Source organism: Streptomyces sp. NPDC050564 (assembly GCF_044457265.1).
Taxonomy (GTDB): Bacteria; Actinomycetota; Actinomycetes; order Streptomycetales; family Streptomycetaceae; genus Streptomyces.
The window spans coordinates 1-21,129 of sequence record NZ_JBITGS010000061.1 but is presented as its reverse complement, the minus strand read 5'-3'; the positions used below and the strand labels follow the sequence as shown (position 1 = coordinate 21,129).

Annotated in this window: 23 protein-coding genes and 3 pseudogenes; 17 read left to right on the top strand and 9 right to left on the bottom strand. The window is 68.3% G+C overall.

What is annotated here, in order from left to right:
* Nucleotides 1-97 precede the first annotated feature (97 nt).
* Entirely contained in the window at nt 98-310 is a 213-nt protein-coding gene (locus ACIBK0_RS47975; RefSeq protein ID WP_399095570.1) for a hypothetical protein, read from the top strand.
* 152 nt (nt 311-462) lie between these two features.
* Nucleotides 463-1,071 (top strand): hypothetical protein, encoded by a 609-nt coding sequence (locus ACIBK0_RS47970; RefSeq protein ID WP_399095567.1) that lies wholly within the window; start codon nt 463-465, stop codon nt 1,069-1,071.
* Nucleotides 1,072-1,127: 56 nt separating this feature from the next.
* On the opposite strand, the gene ACIBK0_RS47965 is transcribed toward ACIBK0_RS47970, so the two are convergent.
* Complete coding sequence (locus tag ACIBK0_RS47965; protein ID WP_399095564.1) at nt 1,128-1,388, bottom strand: hypothetical protein; 261 nt, start codon at nt 1,386-1,388, stop codon at nt 1,128-1,130.
* 226 nt (nt 1,389-1,614) lie between these two features.
* Between ACIBK0_RS47965 and ACIBK0_RS47960 the strand changes: the two are divergent.
* The 5 genes and pseudogenes from ACIBK0_RS47960 to ACIBK0_RS47940 form a co-directional block, all read left to right on the top strand.
* Nucleotides 1,615-1,773 (top strand): annotated as a pseudogene (locus ACIBK0_RS47960) (transposase); the annotation flags it as partial.
* 12 nt (nt 1,774-1,785) lie between these two features.
* Nucleotides 1,786-1,896 carry an acyl-CoA dehydrogenase family protein gene (locus ACIBK0_RS47955; RefSeq protein WP_399095597.1) on the top strand — a complete coding sequence of 37 codons (111 nt, stop codon included), beginning with the start codon at nt 1,786-1,788 and terminating at the stop codon, nt 1,894-1,896.
* Between the two features lie 621 nt (nt 1,897-2,517).
* Nucleotides 2,518-2,721 carry a cold-shock protein gene (locus tag ACIBK0_RS47950; RefSeq protein ID WP_399095561.1) on the top strand — a complete coding sequence of 68 codons (204 nt, stop codon included), beginning with the start codon at nt 2,518-2,520 and terminating at the stop codon, nt 2,719-2,721.
* A gap of 49 nt (nt 2,722-2,770) precedes the next feature.
* Entirely contained in the window at nt 2,771-3,028 is a 258-nt protein-coding gene (locus tag ACIBK0_RS47945; RefSeq protein ID WP_399095558.1) for a hypothetical protein, read from the top strand.
* 265 nt (nt 3,029-3,293) lie between these two features.
* Nucleotides 3,294-3,689 (top strand): hypothetical protein, encoded by a 396-nt coding sequence (locus ACIBK0_RS47940; protein WP_399095555.1) that lies wholly within the window; start codon nt 3,294-3,296, stop codon nt 3,687-3,689.
* Between the two features lie 60 nt (nt 3,690-3,749).
* Here ACIBK0_RS47940 and ACIBK0_RS47935 read toward each other — a convergent pair whose 3' ends face one another.
* A complete protein-coding gene (locus ACIBK0_RS47935; protein ID WP_399095552.1) occupies nt 3,750-4,106 on the bottom strand; it encodes a hypothetical protein in 357 nt (118 codons plus the stop codon).
* A gap of 196 nt (nt 4,107-4,302) precedes the next feature.
* Between ACIBK0_RS47935 and ACIBK0_RS47930 the strand changes: the two genes are divergently transcribed.
* Together ACIBK0_RS47930 and ACIBK0_RS47925 are read left to right on the top strand one after the other, a co-directional pair.
* Nucleotides 4,303-4,932 carry a DUF4232 domain-containing protein gene (locus ACIBK0_RS47930; protein WP_399095549.1) on the top strand — a complete coding sequence of 210 codons (630 nt, stop codon included), beginning with the start codon at nt 4,303-4,305 and terminating at the stop codon, nt 4,930-4,932.
* A gap of 981 nt (nt 4,933-5,913) precedes the next feature.
* Complete coding sequence (locus ACIBK0_RS47925) at nt 5,914-6,234, top strand: hypothetical protein (protein WP_399095546.1); 321 nt, start codon at nt 5,914-5,916, stop codon at nt 6,232-6,234.
* 173 nt (nt 6,235-6,407) lie between these two features.
* On the opposite strand, the gene ACIBK0_RS47920 is transcribed toward ACIBK0_RS47925, so the two are convergent.
* Entirely contained in the window at nt 6,408-6,734 is a 327-nt protein-coding gene (locus ACIBK0_RS47920) for a hypothetical protein (RefSeq protein ID WP_399095543.1), read from the bottom strand.
* A 357-nt stretch (nt 6,735-7,091) separates the two neighbouring features.
* On the opposite strand from ACIBK0_RS47920, the gene ACIBK0_RS47915 reads away from it, so the two are divergent.
* Nucleotides 7,092-8,546 (top strand): FG-GAP-like repeat-containing protein, encoded by a 1,455-nt coding sequence (locus ACIBK0_RS47915; RefSeq protein ID WP_399095540.1) that lies wholly within the window; start codon nt 7,092-7,094, stop codon nt 8,544-8,546.
* A 183-nt stretch (nt 8,547-8,729) separates the two neighbouring features.
* Complete coding sequence (locus ACIBK0_RS47910; RefSeq protein ID WP_399095537.1) at nt 8,730-8,999, top strand: hypothetical protein; 270 nt, start codon at nt 8,730-8,732, stop codon at nt 8,997-8,999.
* A gap of 262 nt (nt 9,000-9,261) precedes the next feature.
* On the opposite strand, the gene ACIBK0_RS47905 is transcribed toward ACIBK0_RS47910, so the two are convergent.
* From ACIBK0_RS47905 to ACIBK0_RS47895, 3 genes and pseudogenes are all read right to left on the bottom strand, one after another.
* Nucleotides 9,262-11,034, bottom strand: coding sequence for an MOSC domain-containing protein (locus tag ACIBK0_RS47905; protein ID WP_399095534.1), 1,773 nt, complete (start codon nt 11,032-11,034; stop codon nt 9,262-9,264).
* An 18-nt stretch (nt 11,035-11,052) separates the two neighbouring features.
* Nucleotides 11,053-11,343: a nuclear transport factor 2 family protein gene (locus ACIBK0_RS47900; protein WP_399095531.1), complete on the bottom strand. Its 291-nt coding sequence runs from the start codon at nt 11,341-11,343 to the stop codon at nt 11,053-11,055.
* A gap of 458 nt (nt 11,344-11,801) precedes the next feature.
* Nucleotides 11,802-12,299, bottom strand: a pseudogene (locus ACIBK0_RS47895) (alpha/beta fold hydrolase); the annotation flags it as partial.
* 1,122 nt (nt 12,300-13,421) lie between these two features.
* On the opposite strand from ACIBK0_RS47895, the gene ACIBK0_RS47890 reads away from it, so the two are divergent.
* From ACIBK0_RS47890 to ACIBK0_RS47880, 3 genes and pseudogenes are all read left to right on the top strand, one after another.
* Entirely contained in the window at nt 13,422-14,396 is a 975-nt protein-coding gene (locus ACIBK0_RS47890; RefSeq protein ID WP_399095528.1) for an alpha/beta hydrolase, read from the top strand.
* 164 nt (nt 14,397-14,560) lie between these two features.
* Nucleotides 14,561-14,992, top strand: coding sequence for an Rrf2 family transcriptional regulator (locus tag ACIBK0_RS47885; RefSeq protein ID WP_399095525.1), 432 nt, complete (start codon nt 14,561-14,563; stop codon nt 14,990-14,992).
* Between the two features lie 91 nt (nt 14,993-15,083).
* A pseudogene (locus ACIBK0_RS47880) lies at nt 15,084-15,819 on the top strand (SDR family NAD(P)-dependent oxidoreductase).
* A gap of 382 nt (nt 15,820-16,201) precedes the next feature.
* Here ACIBK0_RS47880 and ACIBK0_RS47875 read toward each other — a convergent pair.
* Nucleotides 16,202-16,762 (bottom strand): hemerythrin domain-containing protein, encoded by a 561-nt coding sequence (locus ACIBK0_RS47875; RefSeq protein ID WP_399095522.1) that lies wholly within the window; start codon nt 16,760-16,762, stop codon nt 16,202-16,204.
* Between the two features lie 764 nt (nt 16,763-17,526).
* Here ACIBK0_RS47875 and ACIBK0_RS47870 point away from each other — a divergent pair.
* From ACIBK0_RS47870 to ACIBK0_RS47860, 3 genes are read left to right on the top strand one after another with little or no spacing between them, the layout of a single operon-like run.
* Nucleotides 17,527-17,853, top strand: a complete 327-nt coding sequence (locus tag ACIBK0_RS47870) for a PadR family transcriptional regulator (RefSeq protein WP_399095519.1) — start codon at nt 17,527-17,529, stop codon at nt 17,851-17,853.
* On the top strand, nt 17,850-18,206 hold the full coding sequence (locus tag ACIBK0_RS47865; RefSeq protein ID WP_399095516.1) for a DUF1048 domain-containing protein: 357 nt from the start codon (nt 17,850-17,852) through the stop codon (nt 18,204-18,206). The genes ACIBK0_RS47870 and ACIBK0_RS47865 overlap by 4 nt, the downstream gene beginning before the upstream one ends.
* A 1-nt stretch (nt 18,207) precedes the next feature.
* On the top strand, nt 18,208-18,534 hold the full coding sequence (locus tag ACIBK0_RS47860) for a DUF1048 domain-containing protein (protein WP_381265313.1): 327 nt from the start codon (nt 18,208-18,210) through the stop codon (nt 18,532-18,534).
* 542 nt (nt 18,535-19,076) lie between these two features.
* Here the strand turns inward: ACIBK0_RS47860 and ACIBK0_RS47855 are convergent.
* Together ACIBK0_RS47855 and ACIBK0_RS47850 are read right to left on the bottom strand one after the other, a co-directional pair.
* On the bottom strand, nt 19,077-19,475 hold the full coding sequence (locus tag ACIBK0_RS47855) for a hypothetical protein (RefSeq protein ID WP_399095512.1): 399 nt from the start codon (nt 19,473-19,475) through the stop codon (nt 19,077-19,079).
* Nucleotides 19,472-20,950, bottom strand: coding sequence for an integrase (locus tag ACIBK0_RS47850; RefSeq protein ID WP_399095510.1), 1,479 nt, complete (start codon nt 20,948-20,950; stop codon nt 19,472-19,474). Before ACIBK0_RS47850 ends, ACIBK0_RS47855 begins: the two co-directional genes overlap by 4 nt.
* Nucleotides 20,951-21,129 lie beyond the last annotated feature (179 nt).

The following is a 21,129-nucleotide window of genomic DNA, read 5'->3' as shown; positions in this document are numbered from 1 at the left end:
TGATCGTGGCGGCGATGAGGGTCTGGAGCTGTGCCGCAGTGCGGTCCAGAGGTTCGGTGCTGCGCTTGGCGCGCTTTGACGCGGCTGGCCTCCGAGCATGACCGCGTACAAGGGCGAGGCTGTCCTCTGGCTCGGCGATGGCCGCCAGTTCGTCGCCTCGGCGGACCTCAGCAAAGACCAGACCGGCACCTGGAGTGGCACTCTCACCCTCGCCGACGACGAACACCTGCCGGTGTACGTGAACGTTCGGGAGGGGGCGCTGCACATTGGCGGCAGCTACGGCGAGTTCGTCCGACCGGACACCTCCTGATGGACGAGCTCGCCCCGCGGCCCGTTCGGGATGCGCATCCTCGGCAACGGTGACGCCCCGTTTTGACCCTGCACTGCCGAACGCCCCGCTCCCCTGTCGATGGGCAGGAGGTCTAGAGTCCGTGCTCGCAACGGCCGCTAGAGTCCCGCGACATGAGCATCCCCTGGGGCGACATCGCCACGTTCTCCACGGCCGCGCTGAGTGCGGTCGCAGCTGTCGGCGCCTGGTTCGCCGCGCAGCGCGCCAACAAGACCGGTGACGCCATCGCGCGTATCGAGCGTGAGCGATGGCACGCCGACCTGACGCCGCAGTTCGACCTCGTGTTGGCGGAGACCGGCAATGGCCAGGCCCTGCTCAGCGTGCACCTCGACGGGCCCGACGCGCTTCGCCACCTCGACGAAGTAGTCATAACCGTCGGCAACGACGACAGGGACCACACCGTTCTCCACCCCAACGGAACCTTGACGCAGGACGAGGTCGACGCCTTCGTCTGGGGACCCTTCCGGTTCACCCCGCATGCCAACGGTACGGACGAGCATGGGCGCGGTCCGGAGGCCTTCCCGCTCCAAGTGGGTACTGGCCAACCCCGGGCGATGCAGCGCACCAGACCCGGCCATTGGATGGAGGGCAAGAGCCAGGGCATGTGGCAGGGCGAGAATGCCGGAAACCCGATCCGGCTTGTGCTGACCTGCAGGCGCGGTAACGAGGAGTGGGTCATCGCCCGGCGGCTCGAGAACCCGCCATTCAGTCCGCAGGCATGACGAAAGCCCCCACGCCCACCGCTGTTGCGGCGAGGAGCGGGGGCGATGTCGTTCGGTCAGGCTCGGCGGAACAGGCAGACCAGGGAGACCCGTTCCCCGGTGAGGGCCTTCCCCTCAGCCGCGGACATCTGGTCCAGTCTCCAGCCCTCCCCCTCGACGGCTTGGATCTGTTCGGCCATACCCGTCATCGGTGCTGTGGCCTTGCTGTTGGTGTTGGCCTCGATGAACTTGTAGACCAGCACGCTGTTGCCGGCCTCCCGCGCTTCCCGGGCGCGTTTGGCCGCCTCGGTGCCCTTTGCCTTGTTGATGAGTCCCACGGCTGCCCTCCTTGCGGTTGCTGCTGTGGTGGACAGTGTGGCGACTGCTGGTCCTCTGGTGCGAGGGCCTTGCGGGTCCCGCCGCCGACGGGAGAGGAATCCGCTGCGGGGTCAGCCGCTTTGGGCGGGTCTACCGGGCCCACCAGCACGCCGCCGGAGCGAGGAAAAGGGGGAGCTGCAGAAGGAGCCTCCCGGCGGCTTCGCCATCGAGCCCGACGACCACGGCCTCGGGCGCTCACGAGGGGGCCTGACCACCAGGCTGCACCTGGCCGTCGAGCAGAGGCAGAAGCCCATGTCCATCGTGATCACCGCCGGGCAGCGCGCAGACTCCCCGCAGTTCGAGGCCGTCCTGGACCGCATCCGTGTGCCCCGATTCGGGCCGAGACTCGTCGGCTTGATGAACGAGTACCGGGTGGCACGGGCCTGGCGCGACGCCCGGGTCATCAAGATCTGGGCCGGCTCCATCGAGATCACGAAGGAACTCATCAGCCGCGACCTCGGTCTGTGACCGCACCGCGTCCTGGGCCGCTCGAGTGACGTGAGCGGGGAGTGAACTTCCGCTGCCGTCACGGTCGTTCCCCCGTGCGACGAACCTGTCCAGCAAGATGGCCGGCTCAGCTTCCGCCTCCCCGCTCGTCCTTGACGATCAGTTACACGATCCCTGAACCCGTCGTCGTCCTTGCCGGCACCCCCTTGGGCTTCTCGCGGATCAACGCGAAGTCGTTGGGGTAGTCAACTGCTCGCCGCGGACCGTCGACCGTTGGATCAGGTCGGGGCGGCTCTGAAGTCCTGGAGTGTCCGCGGGAGCGGGGCCTGCCCGAGGCCACTCAGCACACGATGCTCCTGGCGCGTGCCGTGTATGCCGCATACGAATCCCTTGGTCTGCAGCGCGCCCGGGTGCGGAGCATCTCCCTGCGCGCCAAATCTGCTTGCCGGTCCGCGAGGATTTCCTGGTGTCCCGTGCTCGGCCCGTGTAACGTCACCTTCAGCTGTCGTGGTTCGAAGTACCTTCCGCCCGTGAGCACATGCACGGGCGGTTTTGCTGTGCAGCGTCGCTGAGGACCCGTCGATCACCTCCGGCTCCCGCGCTGTGCGGGAGCCGACTTCGAGTCCCCCTTGGAGGGCGCATATGGCCAGCGGCACCGTGAAGTGGTTCAACGCCGAGAAGGGCTTCGGCTTCATCGAGCAGGACGGCGGAGGCCCAGACGTCTTCGCCCACTACTCCAACATCGAAGGCCGCGGATTCCGCGAGCTGCAAGAGGGCCAGAAGGTGACGTTCAACATCACCCAGGGCCAGAAGGGCCCCCAGGCGGAGAACATCACCCCCGCCTGAGCCACACACGCTGGTGCCCGTTTCCGGTCGGCCGGGAACGGGCGCCAGCATGTCCGTCCGAGGCGAGGAGAAGCGAGGCGTGATCGCCGAACACCTCCCCCAGCGCCGAGCGTGCGAACCCAATCCCCAGTCCACCGAGCTGCACGCCATCGGTGGAAGGCTCGGAGTCCGCACGGACGACCATCGCCGTCTGGCGGCCCGCCGACCGCCGCCGGCGGGCATCGCGCCCGGCCGCGCCAGGGGTGCGATCAGCGTGGTGGCGGCAACGCCGGACCAGCCGGTGCACCAGGGGGGCGCCCGGCGGTGAAGTACGAATCCTGCAGCGGCCGCATCACCCGCTGGAGATCATCGCGGATCTGCTCGGCCTCACCGCGCACCTGCGCCGGAATGTCACCGCGCTCCGCAACCAGGCGCCGGTAGATCGGGACATCCTCGAACACAGACAACACGCCCTTCTCATCAGCGGCCTCACGCCCAGCACGAAGGCGGCTGCCCAGTCTACGGCCCGGCGCGATCACGCTGCTCCGGTACCTCTCCTAGGCACCCGGGGAAGACCTACTGAGCTGTATTCGATGGTCGTCAGTGCCTGTGTGATCGATGATCGGAGCGTGCAGCGAGTTATCGATCTCGATCAAGCGGTCGTCGAAATTGCGGATCGCCGACGTGGCAGGGAGTCCGCCGGATTGGCTGTCGGGCCCGTCAGTTGGCGTGATGAAGCAGCCTCTTGGCCCCAACGGCTTGAGGCGGACCGCTCGCGAGTGGACGATCCCGATTCGATCGGCGTCCGCATCACGGGACTTGCAGAGACCGAGCTCTGTGTTGTGCTGTTCCGCGGTGGCAGGGCCGATGTGGATTCCATCGTGAACATCGACGATGCCGGTGCGCTTCCTGCCCCGGACGTGAGTTCGCCACAAGCCTTTGGAAACCTCCTTGATCGCTGTGTGTCACGGGTGTTCGGTTCCTCCTGACTGCGGCCTTCCTCAGTCGGCGGCCCGTTCAGCCCTGGCCCGAGTCTGGACGAGGCGGAATCAATCGGTGCCGGTCTCGATGAAGGCCTGGGCAGTCTCTTTCGGATCTTGCCTAGTCGACGGCGTCCCACTCTGCCTGCGCCCAGGCCCGCTGGCGTCGCTCAGCGGGGGATCGAACCCTGCCGGGAACATCAGCATCTTCGGCTGCTGCCACATGTTCTCCGGCCCGTGCTCTTGGCAGTGCAGGGCGATGAGATGCGGCCCTTCCCCGCACGACTCGTGCCAGCAGGGGCGGTCATCCGCCTGGCAGAAGTACCCGAACCGCCAGCAGCCATCCTCATCAGTCGGCTCATAGAAGCTGGGATCGCGAACGATCGTGGTCACCGGCTCCTGCCGGCACCCGGTGACGTACAGCACCGTGGGCACCTGAGGTGGGCTCACGGCAGACGAGAAGTGAGGCGGCATCCCCACCGCCCAGAAGGCGCACGTAACAGGCGTGTATTAGAGAGACGTTGACCGGAACGGCTCAAGCGCCACGGGGATCTCAATGATCAGCCAGCAATCAGTACCGCTCACTCCCGAGGAGCGAGCGGTAACGCCCTGAAGGGGAACCATGCGCGTCCAGAAGCTCGCCCTCCTCGCCATCGCCGTCGCCGCCGGCCTCTCGCTCACCGCCTGCCAGGGCGACAACGGCGCCTCCGCCGACACGAACGGCTCCTCCTCCGCCCAGAGCTCCGACTCCCCGAGTTCCAACTCCCAGGGCTCTGGCGACAACAGCGCGTCCACCGGCAAGGGCACCGCCACCGCGCAGTCCGACACCGGCAACGGCGCCTCCGCCGCAGGCAGCAACTCCAAGGCCTGCCAAACCTCCCAGCTCGCATTCAGCAGCTCCGGCGGCATGGCCGAGGGCACCCTCATCATCAACCTCAAGAACACCGGCTCCGCCACTTGCACCCTCAAAGGCTTTCCCGGTGCTGACCTGAAGAGCAAGGACGGCACCATCAGCGCCACCCGGAGCAAGCTCACCCCGCCGCGGGTCAGCGTCAAGCCGGGCGAGGAGACCCGCTTCACCCTGCACTACCCGTCGAACAACTCCGGCGGCTCCGGCGTGACCTTCACCAGCCTCGTCGTCACCCCGCCCAACGAAACCCACTCCCACACCCTGCCCGTCAGCATCAACGTCCCCGCCTCCGACAGCACCGGCCCCGCCATCACCGTCGACCCCGTCGGCACCGGCAAGTAGCCGCCGGCGCGCATGCCCAGCAAGGCGCCCCATCCCGATGGCCGACATGGTGTCAGCGGTCACGTCATCTCCAGCTAGGGCACCGTTCGCGTCACGTAATTCCCCACCTGGGCTGGGCAACCCGCCGACACGCGGCTCGTGAGGTGACGGAATGCCCGCTGTGGGCTCAGCTGGCCGGGCGGCCACCGCGGGTCCGGCCGGCCCTCAAGCCGCGGTGGGTCCCAGTGGGGGAACGCGCTGCCTGCTCGGGAATCTCGGGCCGCTCCTGGTAGGTGAACTCGGCCGGTAGCAAGCGCGAGGTCTCGGCCGGGGCTCCTCGGTCGTGGTGGACGCCCGCGATCCGCCGCAGCAGTCCTGGACCACCACCCAGACCGGATCGTCGATCTCGTCGCTCCCTTCGCCCGCGTCCCGAGGTTGGACGCCGACCGGCTTCTCCAAGACCGGCTGCCGGGACGACGTAGGATCATGTGGCGATTGGCCCGCTCACTCTGGCGGGCGGATGTCGCGGCGCGTGAATAAGGTTCCCCTTGACGACCGGTGACCGTAGCGACCGAAGACCCCATCCGCGCTGAACTCCACAATCTCCGTGCTCCGTTCAGTCAACGCGGCATCTGACGCCCCCTGCTGCGCGCCGACTCGGCCCAGCGTCCGCGGCTGGCTCGCCTCGTCCGGACCGAGGGCGACTCCCACCGCATCGCCGAGGCCCTCGCCAGGAAGGGAGCGATCCCGGTGAACTGGCCCCTCCACCGGACACCACAGGTTCACCGACCTGAGCAGCACGTGCCTACCAGCCCGGACGCCCACCGACCGCCACCGAACTTCTCAAAGACTTTTGGCAGGCCGGACATCCGGGCGCCGGTGCGATGAGCGGATGAGCTGGAGATGGCGCCGTTCGCATGATGTGCGGCGGATACTGCAACCACCGCAGCGACGGAGAGGCTCCTGGCAAGCAGAACCGAAACGGCAGCAAGGGAGAACCCCATGACAGGCCCCGCTTTCGCGTCCGGTGCGGCACACAACTTCCTCGACCCCTACGCCTGCGACGAGCCCCGATCCTCATGGTGGGACTCGGCCGCACAGCAACGGGCGGAAGATGACTATCCGCTACTGCCGCCCAACGCCGCCCACCGGCTCGACATCACGATCGACCCACGCGACCGCAGGCGTCTGGACCTGCACGCGGCCCTGACCGCAGCCGGCATCCCGCCCCGGCCCGAAGACCGGGAAGCCATCGAACAGCTCAGCACCCTACCCGCCGGCATCAACGCCGCCGTTCGACGCTGGATCCAGCACACCGCTTGACCTCCCCTGGGGTCAGATGTCTGCCCTGATGCCGACTCGGCTGGGGAGCTTGGCAGCGGCCTCGGTGGTACCGGTACCGGTACCACCGAGGCCAGGACGGTCCCAAGGTGCGAGGCGTAGCCGCCGATGTGCACCTCCTCGACGGCCTTGCGCACGCGGCGTAAGTCGGGTGTTCATCTCGGCAGCGATGTCGTCGAGGTCGAGTACTGAAGAAGTCCCGGAGGTCGCGGCGGCCGGGGCTTGTTGGCCCGTGGGCGGCATACCTGGACCTCCGTACCGTCGATGCGCAGCTCGACGCTTTCGGCCGCCTCGTACGCGAAGACGTCCGCCAGGGTACGAAGGCGCAGGTCGGAGTGGCGGGGGACGGCGAATCCACGGGCCGCCAGGAGCGGCCGAATCTCGTGGACGGCGCGGGTGATCGTGGAACGGTCCACCCGGTACAGCTCGGCCAGGGCCGCGTGGGGGCGCTGGAAACGCGGCACAGTCAGCGTGACGATCACCGGCTGACGAATACCAGTTCATGGCCCGGGCCGGCCCCTGGAGCGCGCCGACGGTCGTGACCCGGCGTTCACGCGGCCGCCCCTCCTCCGCGAGCCAGGAGTCGGCCAGCTCTGCGACAAGTTTTCCCAAGGCGCCGCGGAGCTAGGCCGGTGAGGATGCGCTTGGACAGGGCCGTGCGGCCCAGGTATTGCGCCACAACAACACCCGAGCCGTTCAGCCTACTTCAGGCCCCGGAAGCGCCCCGATCGCTACCGTGCGCCACGTCGTTGGCACCGAAACCCCTCCCTTCCCGTACAACCCTTCAGGCTCACCAGAGGTCATCCCTGAGCCCGCACACACGTCCTGGAGAGGATTCCATGCCCCGGTCCCATCACAAGCGTTCCCGGCGTCCCGTCGTCCTCGGCGCCGCCGTTGTCGCGGCCGCCCTGGCCGGTGGCCTGCTCATCACCCTGCCGGGCGGCGCGAGTGCCGCCGCGTCGGGCCTCGCCGACGACTTCAACGGTGACGGCTACCGCGATCTGGCGACCGGTGCCCCGGGTGCTGTCGCGGGCGGGAAGGCGAAGGCGGGCGCCGTGGTCGTCAACTACGGCTCGTCGAGCGGTATCAGCGCCGCGCGCCACAAGACCACATCACAGAGTTCCTCCGGTGTGCCGGGCACCTCGGAGACCTCCGACCGCTTCGGCACCGAACTCGCGCACGGCGACCTCAACGACGACGGCTACGGCGATCTCGTCGTGGGCACACCGCTGGAGGACGTCAGCGGCGATGTCGACGGCGGTTCGGTCACGATCCTGTGGGGCGGCTCGTCCGGCCTGTCAGGCGGCACGACGATCAGCGACCCGAACGCGTCGGGCCACGACCGGTTCGGCCAGTCCCTCGCGGTCGGCGACTTCACCGGTGACGGGAAGGCCGATCTGGCGGTCGGTTCCACCGGAAAGGACGTGTGGATCTTCAAGGGCGGCTTCACCAAGTCCGGCGGCGCGGCCGGGAAGCTGCGCTTCGACGCGCAGATCGAGTCCGGCGCGTACCCCAAGGGCGCCGTCCAGCTGGCCGCCGGGGACTTCGACAACGACGGGGCGGACGACGTGGTGGTGGGGTCCTCCGCGGGCAACTTCGTCTACCGGGGCGCCTCGACCGGGCCCACGCTGCAGACCGAGGCGGGCACGGGGTACGCGGGCGCGCTCGCCGTGGCCGACTTCGACCGCGACGGACACGACGACCTGGTCGTCGGCTCCGACTTCGTCTCCGTCACGGACCAGACGGCGAAGGGCGGCTACGCCACCGTGTTCTACGGCGGCACGGCGGGCGTCGACACCACTCGCAGCGCCGTCTTCAGCCAGGACACCGCGGGCGTGCCGGGAGCAGACGAGTCCCACGACTCGTTCGGTGGCACACTCGCAGCGGGCGACGTCAACGGTGACGGCTACCCGGACCTCGCCGTCGGCGCGGACTTCGAGACCATCGGCTCCGCGACCAGCGCAGGCAATGTCTGGGTGCTGCGCGGCGGCGCCTCCGGCCTGACGGGGACCGGCGCCCAGTCCTTCAACCAGGGCACCTCGGGTGTACCGGGTGCCAACGAGTCGTCGGACATGTTCGGCGACGCCATCCACCTCGCCGACCACAACAAGGACGGCCGCGCCGATCTGTCGGTGGGCGCGGGCGGCGAGAACAGCGACGACGGCGCCGTGTGGGTCCTGCGCGGCTCCACCGGAGGCGTCACGGCCACCGGCGCGGTGAGCTTCGGTGCATCGTCCGTGGGCATCGGGAACTCGGGCGACCCCATGTTCGGGGACGCCATGTCGGGCTCCTGAGCACGTAGACAGACAGCCGGAAGGGGCGGCACCGGAGGATTCCGGCGCCGCCCCTTCTGTTGTGCTGTCTAAGGGCCCGCAGGAGAACAACATGCGGGCGGGCAGCGCGTTGACCTGGGAGGTCAAGTCCCAGAGCCCGCAGGTAAATTCTCTCCGAGCCCTTACGACTTGGTGCGTGATCCCGTGCCCTGGCCCGTGAAGCAGAAGGCGTATGACACCGTCGTGCGGCTCCCGGCGCTGCACGGGCCGCTGTTCAAGGGCCGGCTGGCCAGCTACCACGACCTCCACGGCGACCTGGAGCCGACGGCCGCACTGGACCTCCTTACGCGACTGCAACTCCCGGCGGACACCCCGCATCTCGCGGAACTCCGCTCCGTGCTCGCCGCAGGGCGCAGGAACCATCACTGCAGCCCGTACGCCTGGGACGACGCGGTGCGATCCTCGAGTGACTGAACATGACCGTGGCGCATGCCCTCTTGCAGGGCCCGGATGACGACGCAGGTCTGCGTGCATTCCTGGGCGAGTGTTTCTCCGGCACGTGCCGGCGAAAACGATGAGCGCCGTCGAAAGGAAGTCCTGGTCGTCGCCCAGATCACGGGAGAAGGAGATGCTCGGCGGCAGCGAAGGTCCCCGCACGCGGATGCCTGTGCGGCGGTGAGTGCGCCGGCCATGCTCGACACGGTGGTCTGCGACGGCCTGAAGGGCCCGCCGCACTCTACAGATCCAGGACGATCTCTTCGGTGGGCTTGGAACAGCAGATGAGGATGTTGCCGTCGGCGGGAGGCTCGACCGGCTCGGGGGAATAGTCCACTGCGCCGGACATGAGGGCGAGTTCGCAGGTGTGGCACACGCCGGTGCGGCACGACCACTGGACGGGGACGTCGCAGGCCTCGGCAAGTTCGAGCAGGGACTCCTGGGTGTCGTTCCAGGGGACGTGGAGACCGCTGCGGGCGAAGGACACCATGGGACCGGTGCCGGCCGGGCCCGCGGGCTGGTGGGGCGCGGCCAGGGTCGCGGAACCCTTGATCCCGGGGGTGAGGGAGGGGCCCGCGCCGAAGATCTCGGTGTGGACACGGGAGGCTGCCAGGCCTGCGTCGAGGAGGGCGCTGGTGATGTTGTCCATGAAGGCTGCGGGTCCGCACAGGTAGGCGTCGGCGTCGGTCGGCAGGCCGAGGGCCAGGATGCGGTCGGCTGACAGGCGGCCGGCCTCCGCGTAGTCGACGCCTTGGCGGTCCTTTGGGGCCGGTCTGCTGTAGTAGACGGTCGACCGGGCGTGGGGCAGTGCGCCGATCAGGTCCCGGCTTTCTTGGGCGAAGGGGTGCTCGGTGCCGTCGCGGGCTGCGTGCAGCCACCACACCGGTCGGGTGGAGCGGTCGCGGACGAGTGCGTGCAGCATGGCCAGTACGGGGGTGGCGCCGACGCCGGCCGACACCAGGACCACCGCGTTGTCGCCGTCGGCCAGGCAGAAGGTGCCTCGGGGTGCGGCGGCGTCCAGGTGGTCGCCGGTGCGTATGTGGGCGCGCAGGTGGTTGCTGGCCGCGCCGTGGGGTTCGACCTTCACGCTGATGCGGTAGGTGCCGGTGCCCGGTTCCCCGGACAGCGAGTAGCTGCGGATCAGCGGCGGAGCGTCTCCCTGGGGCTGAATCTTGACGGTGAGGAACTGGCCCGGCAGTGCGGTCGGCAGAGCGGAGCCGTCCGCGGTGGCCAGCGACAGCGAGAACACGCTGCGGCTCTCGGGCTGGATGTGGGTGACGGTCAGCGGGCGGAACCCCGGCCAGGCGGGCGGCGGGGCGGTGGCAGCGGTGTTCAGTCCCGCGCTGCCCGAGGCCCCGGCCACCAGGGTGTCGGCCTGGTCCCGCAGGGTCTGCATGGATGCCCGCCAGCCAGGGCTGAGCGCGGGGATCCGCAGGGCCCGTTCGACTTGTTCGCGGGTGTGCCCGGGCAGGTAGAGCACCCGGTCGATCTCCGCGACGGTCATCGCCTCGGGGCCGGTGGAGACCTTGACGATCTCCTGCCCGGCCTCGACCTCCCCTTCCTCGATCACCCGCAGATAGAAGCCGGGGCGGTGGTGGGCCACCAGCAGGGCCGCCATCTGGGGCTCGCCCATGCGCAGGCCCACGCGATAGCAGGTCACGCGCGGCTGTGTGACCTCGAAGAGCGCGCCGCCGATGCGGTAGCGGTCGCCGATGCAGACCTCGTCGTCGGGCAGGCCGTCGACGGTGAAGTTCTCGCCGAACTGTCCGGGAGTGAGGTCGTCGCGGCCCAGTTCCCGGGCCCAGTAGCGGTAGGAGTCGCTCTGGTACACCAGTACCGCCCGCTGTTCGCCGCCGTGCCCGCCCAGATCGCCTTGGCCGTCGCCGTCGATGTTGAGCCGCCGCACCATGCGCGGCCCGCTCACGGCCTGCTTGTAGACGCCGGTGTACACGGTCTTGCCGTGCCAGGGGACATCCTTGGGCATCCCGACGTTCACCGCTGTCAATGTGGCCACCACGCCACCTCTCTTGGCTCAGCCGCTTGCGGTTTCGGTCCTGGTGACCAGGTCGGTGTCCTCGTAGAGGTGCAATCGCACCAGGCGCCCCGACTCGACGGTGGAGTGGAACGCGACGGGCATGCTGAACCGGCGGCCATTGGCCTTCACGACCAGGCTGAACCTGCCCAAGGCCACTGCGTCCGCGCCGTCGACGACGATCTTGTCGATGCTGGCCTCGCTCTGTGCCGCGACGAACGCCGGCCACAGGGTCTTGAAGTACTCCGGGACCTGTTCACGCCGCGTGCGCCGGCCAGCCCAGGGAAGCACCTTTTCGTCCCTGGCACGAACCAGTCGATCTCTTCGGCGAAGACCTCGGCGACACCGTCGGCATCGCCCGCGCCGAGCAGCCGGAAAAACTGCCCGACGGTCTCCCGGACGTCGGCCTCCTGGACCGTGTCATGAGCCATTACCTGCTCCTCGCACCTCTTTGCGCACGTCACATTCAGCCGGGGTCCCAGGACCCCTTTCGCGCCTCAGGCGAGGACGCGGCCCAGGAATCCGTGCATGTAGCCGCTGATGGCGTCCAGGTGCGTCTCCAGAGCGAAATGCCCGGCCGGTAGCAGAGTGGACTTCCGCGTCCGGCAGGTCACGGGAGAACGTTCGCGCACCGTCGGGCCCGAAGATCTCATCCCGTTCGCCCCAGACCGCGAGCAACGGCACCTGGCTGGTGCGGAAGTATTCCTGTAGCTGTGGATAGCCCTCGATGTTGGTCGGGTAGTCCCGGAACAGCGCCAACCGCACCTCGTCGTTGCCGAGGCGATCCAGCAGGACCTGGTCGTGGGTCCAGGTGTCCGGCCTGACCAAGGTCTTGTCGGTGGCGCCGTTCTCGTACTGCCAGCGGGTCGTATGCGGGGGCGAACTTGGCCCGCGCGCCCGGTTCGGTGCCGGGGCCCGGGATGGGTGGCGTAGGCGAAGAGATCGTCCCAGAAGGGCTTGGCGAAGCCCTCCATGTAGGCGCTACCGCTCTGCGAGACGATCGTGGTGACCTCGTAGGAGGGGTTGAGGGCCAGCCGCCGGCCGATGGGCGCGCCGTAATCGTGGACGTAGAGGGAGAAGCGCTTGATACCCAACTGGTCAAGCAGCCCGCCGGTGATACCGGCGAGGTGGTCGAAGGTGTAGTCGAATGCGTCGACCTCGGGCATGGAAGACTGGCCGAAACCGATGTGATCGGTTGCGATCACGTGATACCGATCGGCCAGGGCCGGGATGAGATGGCGGTACATGTGCGAGCTGCTGGGAAATCCGTGCAGCAACAGGATGACGGGGGCGTCCGCGGGACCGGCCTCCCGGTAGAAAACCTCTTGGCCGTCGACGGTGGCTTTGTTGTGGTGCGTGGCGGACACGGTGACCTCCCGGAAGCACCTGAGCGCGGAATGTGCGCCAAATCCGCCCGTGAGAATTTCGGTACGGCAAAAGGAAGAGCGTCCGCCTGCTGAGACCGGGGGCTTTCCCTACGCGGCGTGGTACCTCGCGGCAGATGGCGCCTGGTGCCACATCGCCCACGCTAGACCCGGAGCTCAGGTGGGGCAACGCAGCAGAGGAATGAGCGAGACCCTGCATTCTCGGGCAGTCGTTGTGCAGTGCCGGCAGCCCCACGCTGGGGGCACCGGCCGTCTCCCCCGGTTGGTCGGCGCCGTTGTCGGAAGGTACTGACAGCGGTCAGAAAGTGCTCTGCGAAACTGCCGCTCCCATCCGGCCTTTTACCGCGAAGGCGAGTTGGCCGCTCAAGACCGTGCGGGATTCCCTGAGACCGCCGATCACCGGCGCCCGATCATCGGTGACAGACTTCCCCATGGCGCCGACGATTTCCTTGTCGATCTCCGATTGCCGCCACACACGCCTGAGGTCCGATACCAGCCAGGGCTGAGGCGAACTGGGGCGATGCCACAGCGTGGGTGACGAAGTGAAGCTCCTGGAAGAGGGGTTGTCGCCCAAGAGCAGCCGGCACGCCCCGCGCGGTGCCGGAGCCAGAGGAGAAGCCGGGCAAGGTGCTGGATCTGATAGCCGCCCGGCATACGGCAGTTGAGCAAGCGAAGGCGTCGCGCGGCGAGGCCGAGTGCGCGAGCCGGCGAAGAAGAAGACCACGACGAAGAGGACGGCCGCCAAGAAGGTGTCGAAACGCAAGCCGCACAACGCGAGGGCGTGGGACCTTGAGTTGCGGCTGCAGCCCAAGCGCAGATGCGATCACCCCCGGGGTGGGTGACCCTGTTGTCATATAGCGCGTACCGCTGCCGTGCCTGCTCATCCGATGCCGCGCGGTACTCGCGCACCACCGGGGCAGCCGGGCACGGGTCCTCAGCATGCTCCCCGGTGAGCAGCCATCCCGAGATCCCAAGGAGATCGTCATGACGGTGCAGTCCGCAGGCAGCCTCGTTCTGGAGCCTGCTTCCCAGCAGCTCGCCGATGCCACCTCCAAGCCGCCGTTCCTGTACGAACTGGGTCCCGAGAAGGCCCGCAAGGTGCTCGATGACATCCAGGCGGAGCCGATCGACAAGCTTTCCGTCGACTCGGAGTGGATCACGGTTCCCGCCGAGGTCGGTGACGTCCGTGTCCGCGTGGTGCGGCCGCAGAACGCTGCGTCACCCCTCCCGGTCGTCCTCTACATGCACGGCGGGGGCTGGATCCTCGGAAACGCCGACACCCACGACCGGCTGGTGCGCGAACTGGCGGACGGGGTGCGAGCTGCTGTGGTGTTCGTCGAATATGCCCGCTCGCCCGAGGCGCACTACCCCGTGGCGATCGAGCAGGGCTACGCCACCGCCCAGTGGATCGTGCGCGAAGGGGCTGCTCACGGTCTCGACCCGGACCGCATGGCGGTCGCGGGCGATTCGGTCGGCGGCAACATGACCGCCGCGCTGGCCCTGATGGCCAAAGAGCGCGGCGATGTCCGCTTCGTCCACCAGTCCATGTACTACCCGGTCACCAACGCCGACATGGACACCAAGTCCTACTCCGACTTCGCCACGGGGTACTTCCTCACGGCCAAGGCCATGGAGTGGTTCTGGGACGCCTATGTGCCGGAGCGTTCACAGCGCAGCGAGATCACCGCCTCGCCTTTGAAGGCAGACCTCGACCAACTCGCCGGCCTACCGCCGGCCTTCCTCCTCGTCGACGAGGCCGACGTCCTGCGCGACGAGGGCGAGGCGTACGCCGCCAAACTCCGCGCCGCGGGCGTCGACGTCACCACGGTCCGCTACGACGGCATCACACACGACTTCATGATGCTCAACCCGCTCAGCGACACCCACGCCACGCGCGCGGCTGTCGCCCAGGCCATCACCGTACTCAGCGCCGCCCTGGGAACGAACGAGGCAGCGTAGGCGTACGAAGTCGACTCCGGTGGCCGAGCGGCGGCCTGTTCGGCCCCGGGGTCACTTGGTTCGCCCCCTTCTGCAGCCCGCACCCTCGCGGTCCGGCACCGGTGACTTGCCGCAGATGGTCGTAACCACTGTGGTTACTTCACGACCGGAGGTGAGGGCGCAGCGTGAGCGCCAACAGCAGGCTGACCATCGCGGTACATGCCCTGACCTGGGTCGGGCTGTACCAGCGCCGCGGCCATGAGGTCGCCACCTCCGAGCAGATCGCCACGAGCGTCAACACCAATCCAGTGGTGATCCGTCGCCTGCTGGCCGAGCTGCGCAAGGCCGGCCTGGTCGATTCGCGGCGGGGCGCCGGCGCCGGCTGGACGCTGTCGCGGGACCTGGCGGCGATCACCCTGCTCGACGTCTACGAGGCCGTCGAGTCGGGGCCGGTCTTCGCCCTGCACCGCTCCGCGCCTGACCCCGAGTGCGTCGTGGGTCACGGCGTCGGCCCGGCGCTGGCCGCCGTCTACGGCGAGGTCGAAGCCACCCTGCGCAAGGAGCTGGCGAGAACCGCACTCGAGGATGTGCTGCGGGACGTGCTGAAAGCCGCCTAGCCCCGGCCGTCGACCTCCCTGCACGACAGGGAGGCACTTTTTGCGCCACAGATGTAACAAGAATAGTTACTTCAAGGACCGGGAGAATCTCATGGGACAGCTGGACAACAAGACCGCCCTCGTGACCGGGGCCTCCACCGGCATCGGTCTGGCCATGGCCCGGCGGTTCGCTGCCGAGGGAGCAACCGTCTATCTGACCGGTCGCCGCAAGGCCGCGTTGGACGCCGCCGTCGAACGGGTCGGCGGCCGCGGCATCGGCATCCAGAGCGATGTGTCGAAGCTCGATGACCTGGACCGGCTCATCGCCCAAATCACCGAGCGCAGCGGTCATCTCGACATCGTCGTCGCCAACGCCGGCGTGGGGGACTACGGCCCGCTCGGCGAGATCACCGAGGAGGAGTACGACCGCACTACCTCCACCAACCTCAAGGGCACAGTCTTCACCTCCAAAAGGCCCTTCCGCTGTGTCGGCCGGCGTCTCGGTGATCCTGCTTTCCTCCAGCGCGGCCCGGCGCGGCGTTGCGGGCCTGGGCGTCTACGGCGCCACCAAGGCCGCAATACGCAGCCTTGCCCGCACCTGGGCTGCCGAACTGGCCGGCCGCGGCATCCGGGTCAAGGCCCTCACTCCGGGCCCCGTCGCGACCCCCGGCGGTGACGAGCTGCGGGCCGCATTCCCGCAGGGCGATCATGCCGCCGCGCCGACCCCGCTCGGCCGCGCAGGCCGTCCCGACGAAGTCGCCTCCACCGCCCTCTACCTGGCAGGGGACCAGAGTTCCTTCACCACCGGCGCGGAGCTGCTGGTCGACGGCGGCGCCACTCAGCTCTAGGGCGGCCGGCGGCCTCTTGCGATCTCGCGTGCCTGCCCACCAGCCTCTTCCGACACCTCACGGGTGCTGTGACCGAGAGGGGTCGCCGAGCGGGGGTTCGCGTTGCCGGGGGGCCGGGACCGGTTGGACGGGAGTCGACATCCGATCCGACCGGTGGAACTGCGGGGAAGGTGGACGGTCAGCCGACGCATCCGTCCGTCGTCGGTGGTGCCGATGGGCGCGGCCTGAGCCCTCCCGCCTCCGTCCCGCACCCGCACCCTGTTCCTTCTCTGTGCCGGCGGGCGCGGGAGCAGCGGGGGGATGTCAGCCCCTCCCCCGCTGCTTTGAACCGTGACAGGCAGCCGCAAGCCTGTTTCCCCCGGTGACGTGGCGTGCCGGAGATTCAGGATCTGCCGCGGCCCGTGACAAAGTCGCGGGCCCGATCGACCAGGCCGGCGCCCGGCGCCAGGAGCTTGTTCGCGGGCGGGGTGTCGGGGGCGGCGGGGTGCGGGCGGGTAGGGGCCATGGCCTTGGCCCGGCGGACCTTGTCCCCCAGCTCTCCGAGCATCTCCGAAGAGCACGCCTGGCGCAGCATCGGGAAGAGATTGTTCTCCTCGTCCTCCACGTGGGCGGCCACCTCGTCCATGAGCTGCTGCAGCACCGGGCTCATCTGGGGGTCCTCGGTGTCCATCCTCTCCAGCTGCTTGAGGAGGTTCTCCACCCGTCCGTGATCCGCGAGCTCCTTGTCCGCGAGCCGGTCACCGCCCTCGACGTACTCGCGCACCGCCGGGTAGAGGTACTGCTCCTCGGCGACCGAGTGCCGTACCACCTCGATGGTGACCTCGTCGACAAGATCACGCAGTTCCTGTCCCTGCACGGTCATCGCCTGGATCCGGCCGAAGATCTCCTCGACTTCCCGGTGGTCGGCCATCAGCTCCTCGAACACATTTCCGCCATGTCCCATCGCGCATCCGCCTCTCACTGGTCCCGTCAGGGCCGGGTCCGTCCGCCCAACAGGCAGTGATCCCCATCCGGGAGGACCAGGCAAGGTGCCGCGCATACGCCTCACCCGATCGGATGCCGATCTGGCCATCAGCGACGCCGGTGGCGGCGGTGGGGGCCCGTTTTTCGGGGTTTGATGGGCCACGAAGTTTCCGGGCAGGGACCCAATAGGGGCCACCCGTCCAGCAGCACCGCCGAAGTCCCCTCCGCACGCCCGACTGACGTCCCGTCATCCCAGGTGAGCGGCCTCTCGCCGCTGTTACGTGGCGGGCCGCAGCCCGGCCCGGCGGGCATCGTCGTTGCGCGCGCAGAAGGCTGGCGGGGAAGGGTGCCCGGCTGACGTTCGATATACCGTCCGCCGGGCCCGAGTTGGGCCGGACGCCGTACTGCCGCCGTCGCGGGTACGGGTACGGGTGCGGGTGCGGGCGCGTGAGCAGACCGCGCCGACGAACTCCACCACGACATGCGGTAGTACAGGGTGGTACGCCAACTCACCGCGGGTGCCCCAGCCGACAGTTTCTCTGTCAAGTTCTGCATGTTGACATGCAACGGCCCACCCGTCAGCTCAACCGGACCGGGCTGCGGCGTTCGACAGAAACCGGTCCCTCACCGAAGGCGTAGGCCCGGGATTGCGCCCACCGGAGACGTTGCCGTTCCACTACTCGGTGATACCGTATAGCGGTACTCGGTATCACGTAGTACCGGCAAGGCTGAGGAGCACCCGCGATGGACGACCTGACGGAGATGTTGAAGGGCACGCTCGAAGGGTGCGTGCTCGAAATCGTCGGCAGCGAGGAAACCTACGGGTACGCCATCACTCGCCAGCTGAACGAGCTCGGCTTCGCCGACGTCATCGAGGGGACGGTGTACACCATCTTGCTGCGGCTGGAGAGGAACGGGCTCGTCCAAGTGACGAAACGGCCATCCGAGGTCGGTCCGCCGCGCAAGTTCTATGCGCTCAACGATGCCGGACGCGAGGAACTCGCGAAGTTCTGGGCGAAATGGCAGTACCTCTCATCGCGCATCAACAGGCTCAAGGAGGGCGGGAGATGAACTTCTGGGAGAAGGTCACAGGCAGCGATCTCACCAGGGAATGGAAGGCGTTCGAAGCCCGGGTCGAGGCCCTGCCGGACGACTACCGGGTGGCGTGGGGGCAGATCGTCGCCCACCTCTTCCCCTACGGGGACTTCACCGGCCGCAACCTGACGCCGATCCTCGACTCCGCCCTGGGGCTGCTCGAAGTGTCGGCAGCGGACGGGCAGACCGTCCACGAGGTGCTCGGTGACGACGTCCGGGGCTTCTGCACAGCGCTGGCTGGCGGAGCAGGGGCTCGGACTTATCGCGACCGGTGGCGCCAGCAGTTGAACAGGAACGTCGCAAGAAAATTGAGCCGGCTGGGAGGCTGACGTGAGCATCCAAGACATTATCGAAGGCAAGAAACAGTGGCGGGCGCACCTGGCCCGGGTCAAGGCACTCCCGCCGGACTACCAGATCGTCTACAAGGAGATGCAGAAGTACCTCTTCAAGGTCGGACCGGTCAGCCTGCCCGACGGCCCCCTCCTCCCTGGAATCGTCGACTTCTTCGAGGAGGGCGTAGCCGGGGGCAAAGGAGTTTTGGAACTCATCGGCACCGACGTCGCCGCGTTCTGCGACGACCTGATCAAGGACTCTCCCACCTACGCGGATGCCTACCAGGAATCCATTAGCGGGGAACCCGGCGCGGCCAGGAAGTGACGGCCGCCGGACCGGTTCGCGACACTGCCGGTTCCACCACGGCGGGGTTCACGGCGTCGTCTGCGTCGGCAGCACGCGCACCATCGCATGTGCACGTCGGTCGGCGAGCTTCCGGTGCAGATGGCTGTTCTCCACCGTGGCCTGGTGCGGTGCAGTGCACCCACCAGTGCCTCGACATCAGCTTTGAGCTGGGTGATCTCCTTCGCGTCGGCTGCCCTGAGCCCTGTGAGTCGCCTGACCTGCTGGCGCAGACGCCGCCTCTCCGGGGCCCGGGCGTACCGCGGCATGGTGGTCGGTGCGCGCGACGTTTCCGCACGACGGCCGGCATCGGTCCAGCAGCGGCGCGTCATCGGCGTCCAGGCGGTGACACAAGGCCCGATCCCGGTTGTAGACGTACATCAGGAAGGACCGCGGGTTGTCGTAGACATTCAGTGCCGGGTTGTTGAGGATGTCGCGGGCCTATGGGTGGGTGCGGATCGACCCGGCGAAGGCTGGCGCCTGCGCCGCGGGGCGGCGTGTGATCACCGTCCCGGAGGCTGGGGCTAGGTAGGTAGCAGTCGAACTATGGGGCCTGGCGTGGCCAGCTGTTGGCGGAGTTGCCGGTTTTCCAGGGTGAGCTGATTGACGACCCGGACGAGGTTCTCGACGTCCGTTGCCAGTTGCGCGAGCTGCTCTTTGTCGGCTGCGCGGAGTTCTTTCAGCTTAGTGATCTTCTTGCGCAGCCGTCGTTCCGAGTCTGTGGGCTGACCTCGTTCCTTGACCTTGGCGTAGAAGTCGTTCTTGAGGTCGGGATGGCGCTGGGTGAGTGCGTTGCGTGGCACCTGGGCCTCTTGGGCCACGGCGACGATCGTGAGCGCGCCGTTGGAGTGCTGGGGGGTGCCGGCGAGGATGCGGTCCGTGGCGGCGCGGATGCGTGAGCGCTCGTCGAGGGCTGGGGTCATGGAGTCGTCTCCGGGGTGGTGATGCGCTGGTCGTGGTGTCGTTTGGCGTGCGCGTGGAGCTTGGTGGCGTTGAGGCGAAGCCTCTCGGCCAGTGGGGTCGGGAGGTGACTGGCGCGCTGTTCGAGCTGGTGGGCGGCTTCGCGGAGCCCGCGGGCGTGGTTGTCGGTTCGGGCGATGTTGGCGCAGGCGGGCATGCAGTGATCGAGGCGGGGGGAGGGCTGGTGGCCCGTGTGGTGGCAGAGCGCGGTGTCGGCTTTGTAGACACACATCAGCAGGGTGTTGGGGTTGTCGTAGACGGTGAGGTGGTGGTTGGCCAGCAGGTCGCGAGCCTGTTTCGCGGTGATGATCTGGCCGGTGAAGGTGGCGGCGCGTGTGGCGGCGTGGACCGCCCGGCGGGCCGCGGGGCCCGAGATGCCGACGCCGCTGGTCAGATCCTCATGGAGGGTAGTGAGGGTCTCTATGGTGGCGCGGGCTGTTTCGACGTCGAGAAGGTCGTCGATGCCGTCACGGCCGCGGGAGGCGTAGCCGCCGGAGATGGCGGTGCGCAGGTGGCCGTACTGGATGGCGAGGGCAACCAGGCCGCCAGGGCGACGGGCGATGTGCCAGGCGAGCGTGCGACGGAAGCGTGCCGTGCCGACGGCGCCATGCGGGTCGGCCGGGATGATCTCGCCCGGGCGGTCCAGAACGGTGGCGGTGTGGGAGGCGAAGGCGACGAAGTCCTCGATGCGGCCGCGCATGGTCTTCAAGCCCAGCGAGCCTTGGCGGCCGCGGCCGCCGATCGTGGCGTTGTGGGTTGTGGAGTCGAACAGCAGGGCGCCGTCCGGGACGATGCGTTCCAGTACGCGGATGGCGCGGGTGACCGGGGCGATGGCCACCCAGGGGGCTTCCCGCGGGGTGCCATGGGAGAGGTGGTTGCCGTGCTCGTCGAGTGCGGTCTTGTAGACGTTGCCGTAGATCAGGTGAGGTCCGTTGTCTGGCTCGGGGCAGCAGCCGCTGCGCAGTCCAAGGACTTCTCCGGGGCGCATACCGGTCAGGTAGGCGACGACGACGAAGCAGGCGGTGGCCAGGTGGCGCAGTAGCGTTGCGGCTTCACCGAAGTCGATGGCCTGGCGCCAGGGGCGGTTGTCGATGCGGCCGGTGATCGTGATGTCGAGAGGGCACGGGCCGGGGCGACGGCGGATGTAGGCTGCCCATCCTTCACGGCCAAGCAGGCCACCGACCTGCTGTCGGGAGGCACCGGTGCGGGCGGCGATGTAGGTAGTGGCGGCGCGGTGCTCTCCGTTCCAGATGCTGGGGAACGGCTGTTGCTCGGTGACGATCCGGTTGAGGAAGGCGCGGAGCTTGGCCAGTCCCGCTGGGGTGGCGGCGTTGGTTTCGGCGATGGCGGACATTCGATGGCGCTCTGCCGCGGCCGCGAGGATGTCTTCGGCGAAGTCTTCCACCATGCGCAAGGCCCAGATCAGCAAGGGGCCCATGACGGCGGGGGTGATCGGATCGGTGATGTTCTCGCCGCCTGGGGTTGCTGACGGCAGGTAGTCGTCGATGCCCTCGCGGAGCCAAGGGGGTTGGGAACTGTTGTGGTAACCGTCAGCGTCATTCAGTCTTCATCAGCATGTGTCTGCCGTGGTGGATGTCTGGTGCGCCAGGCGTCGAG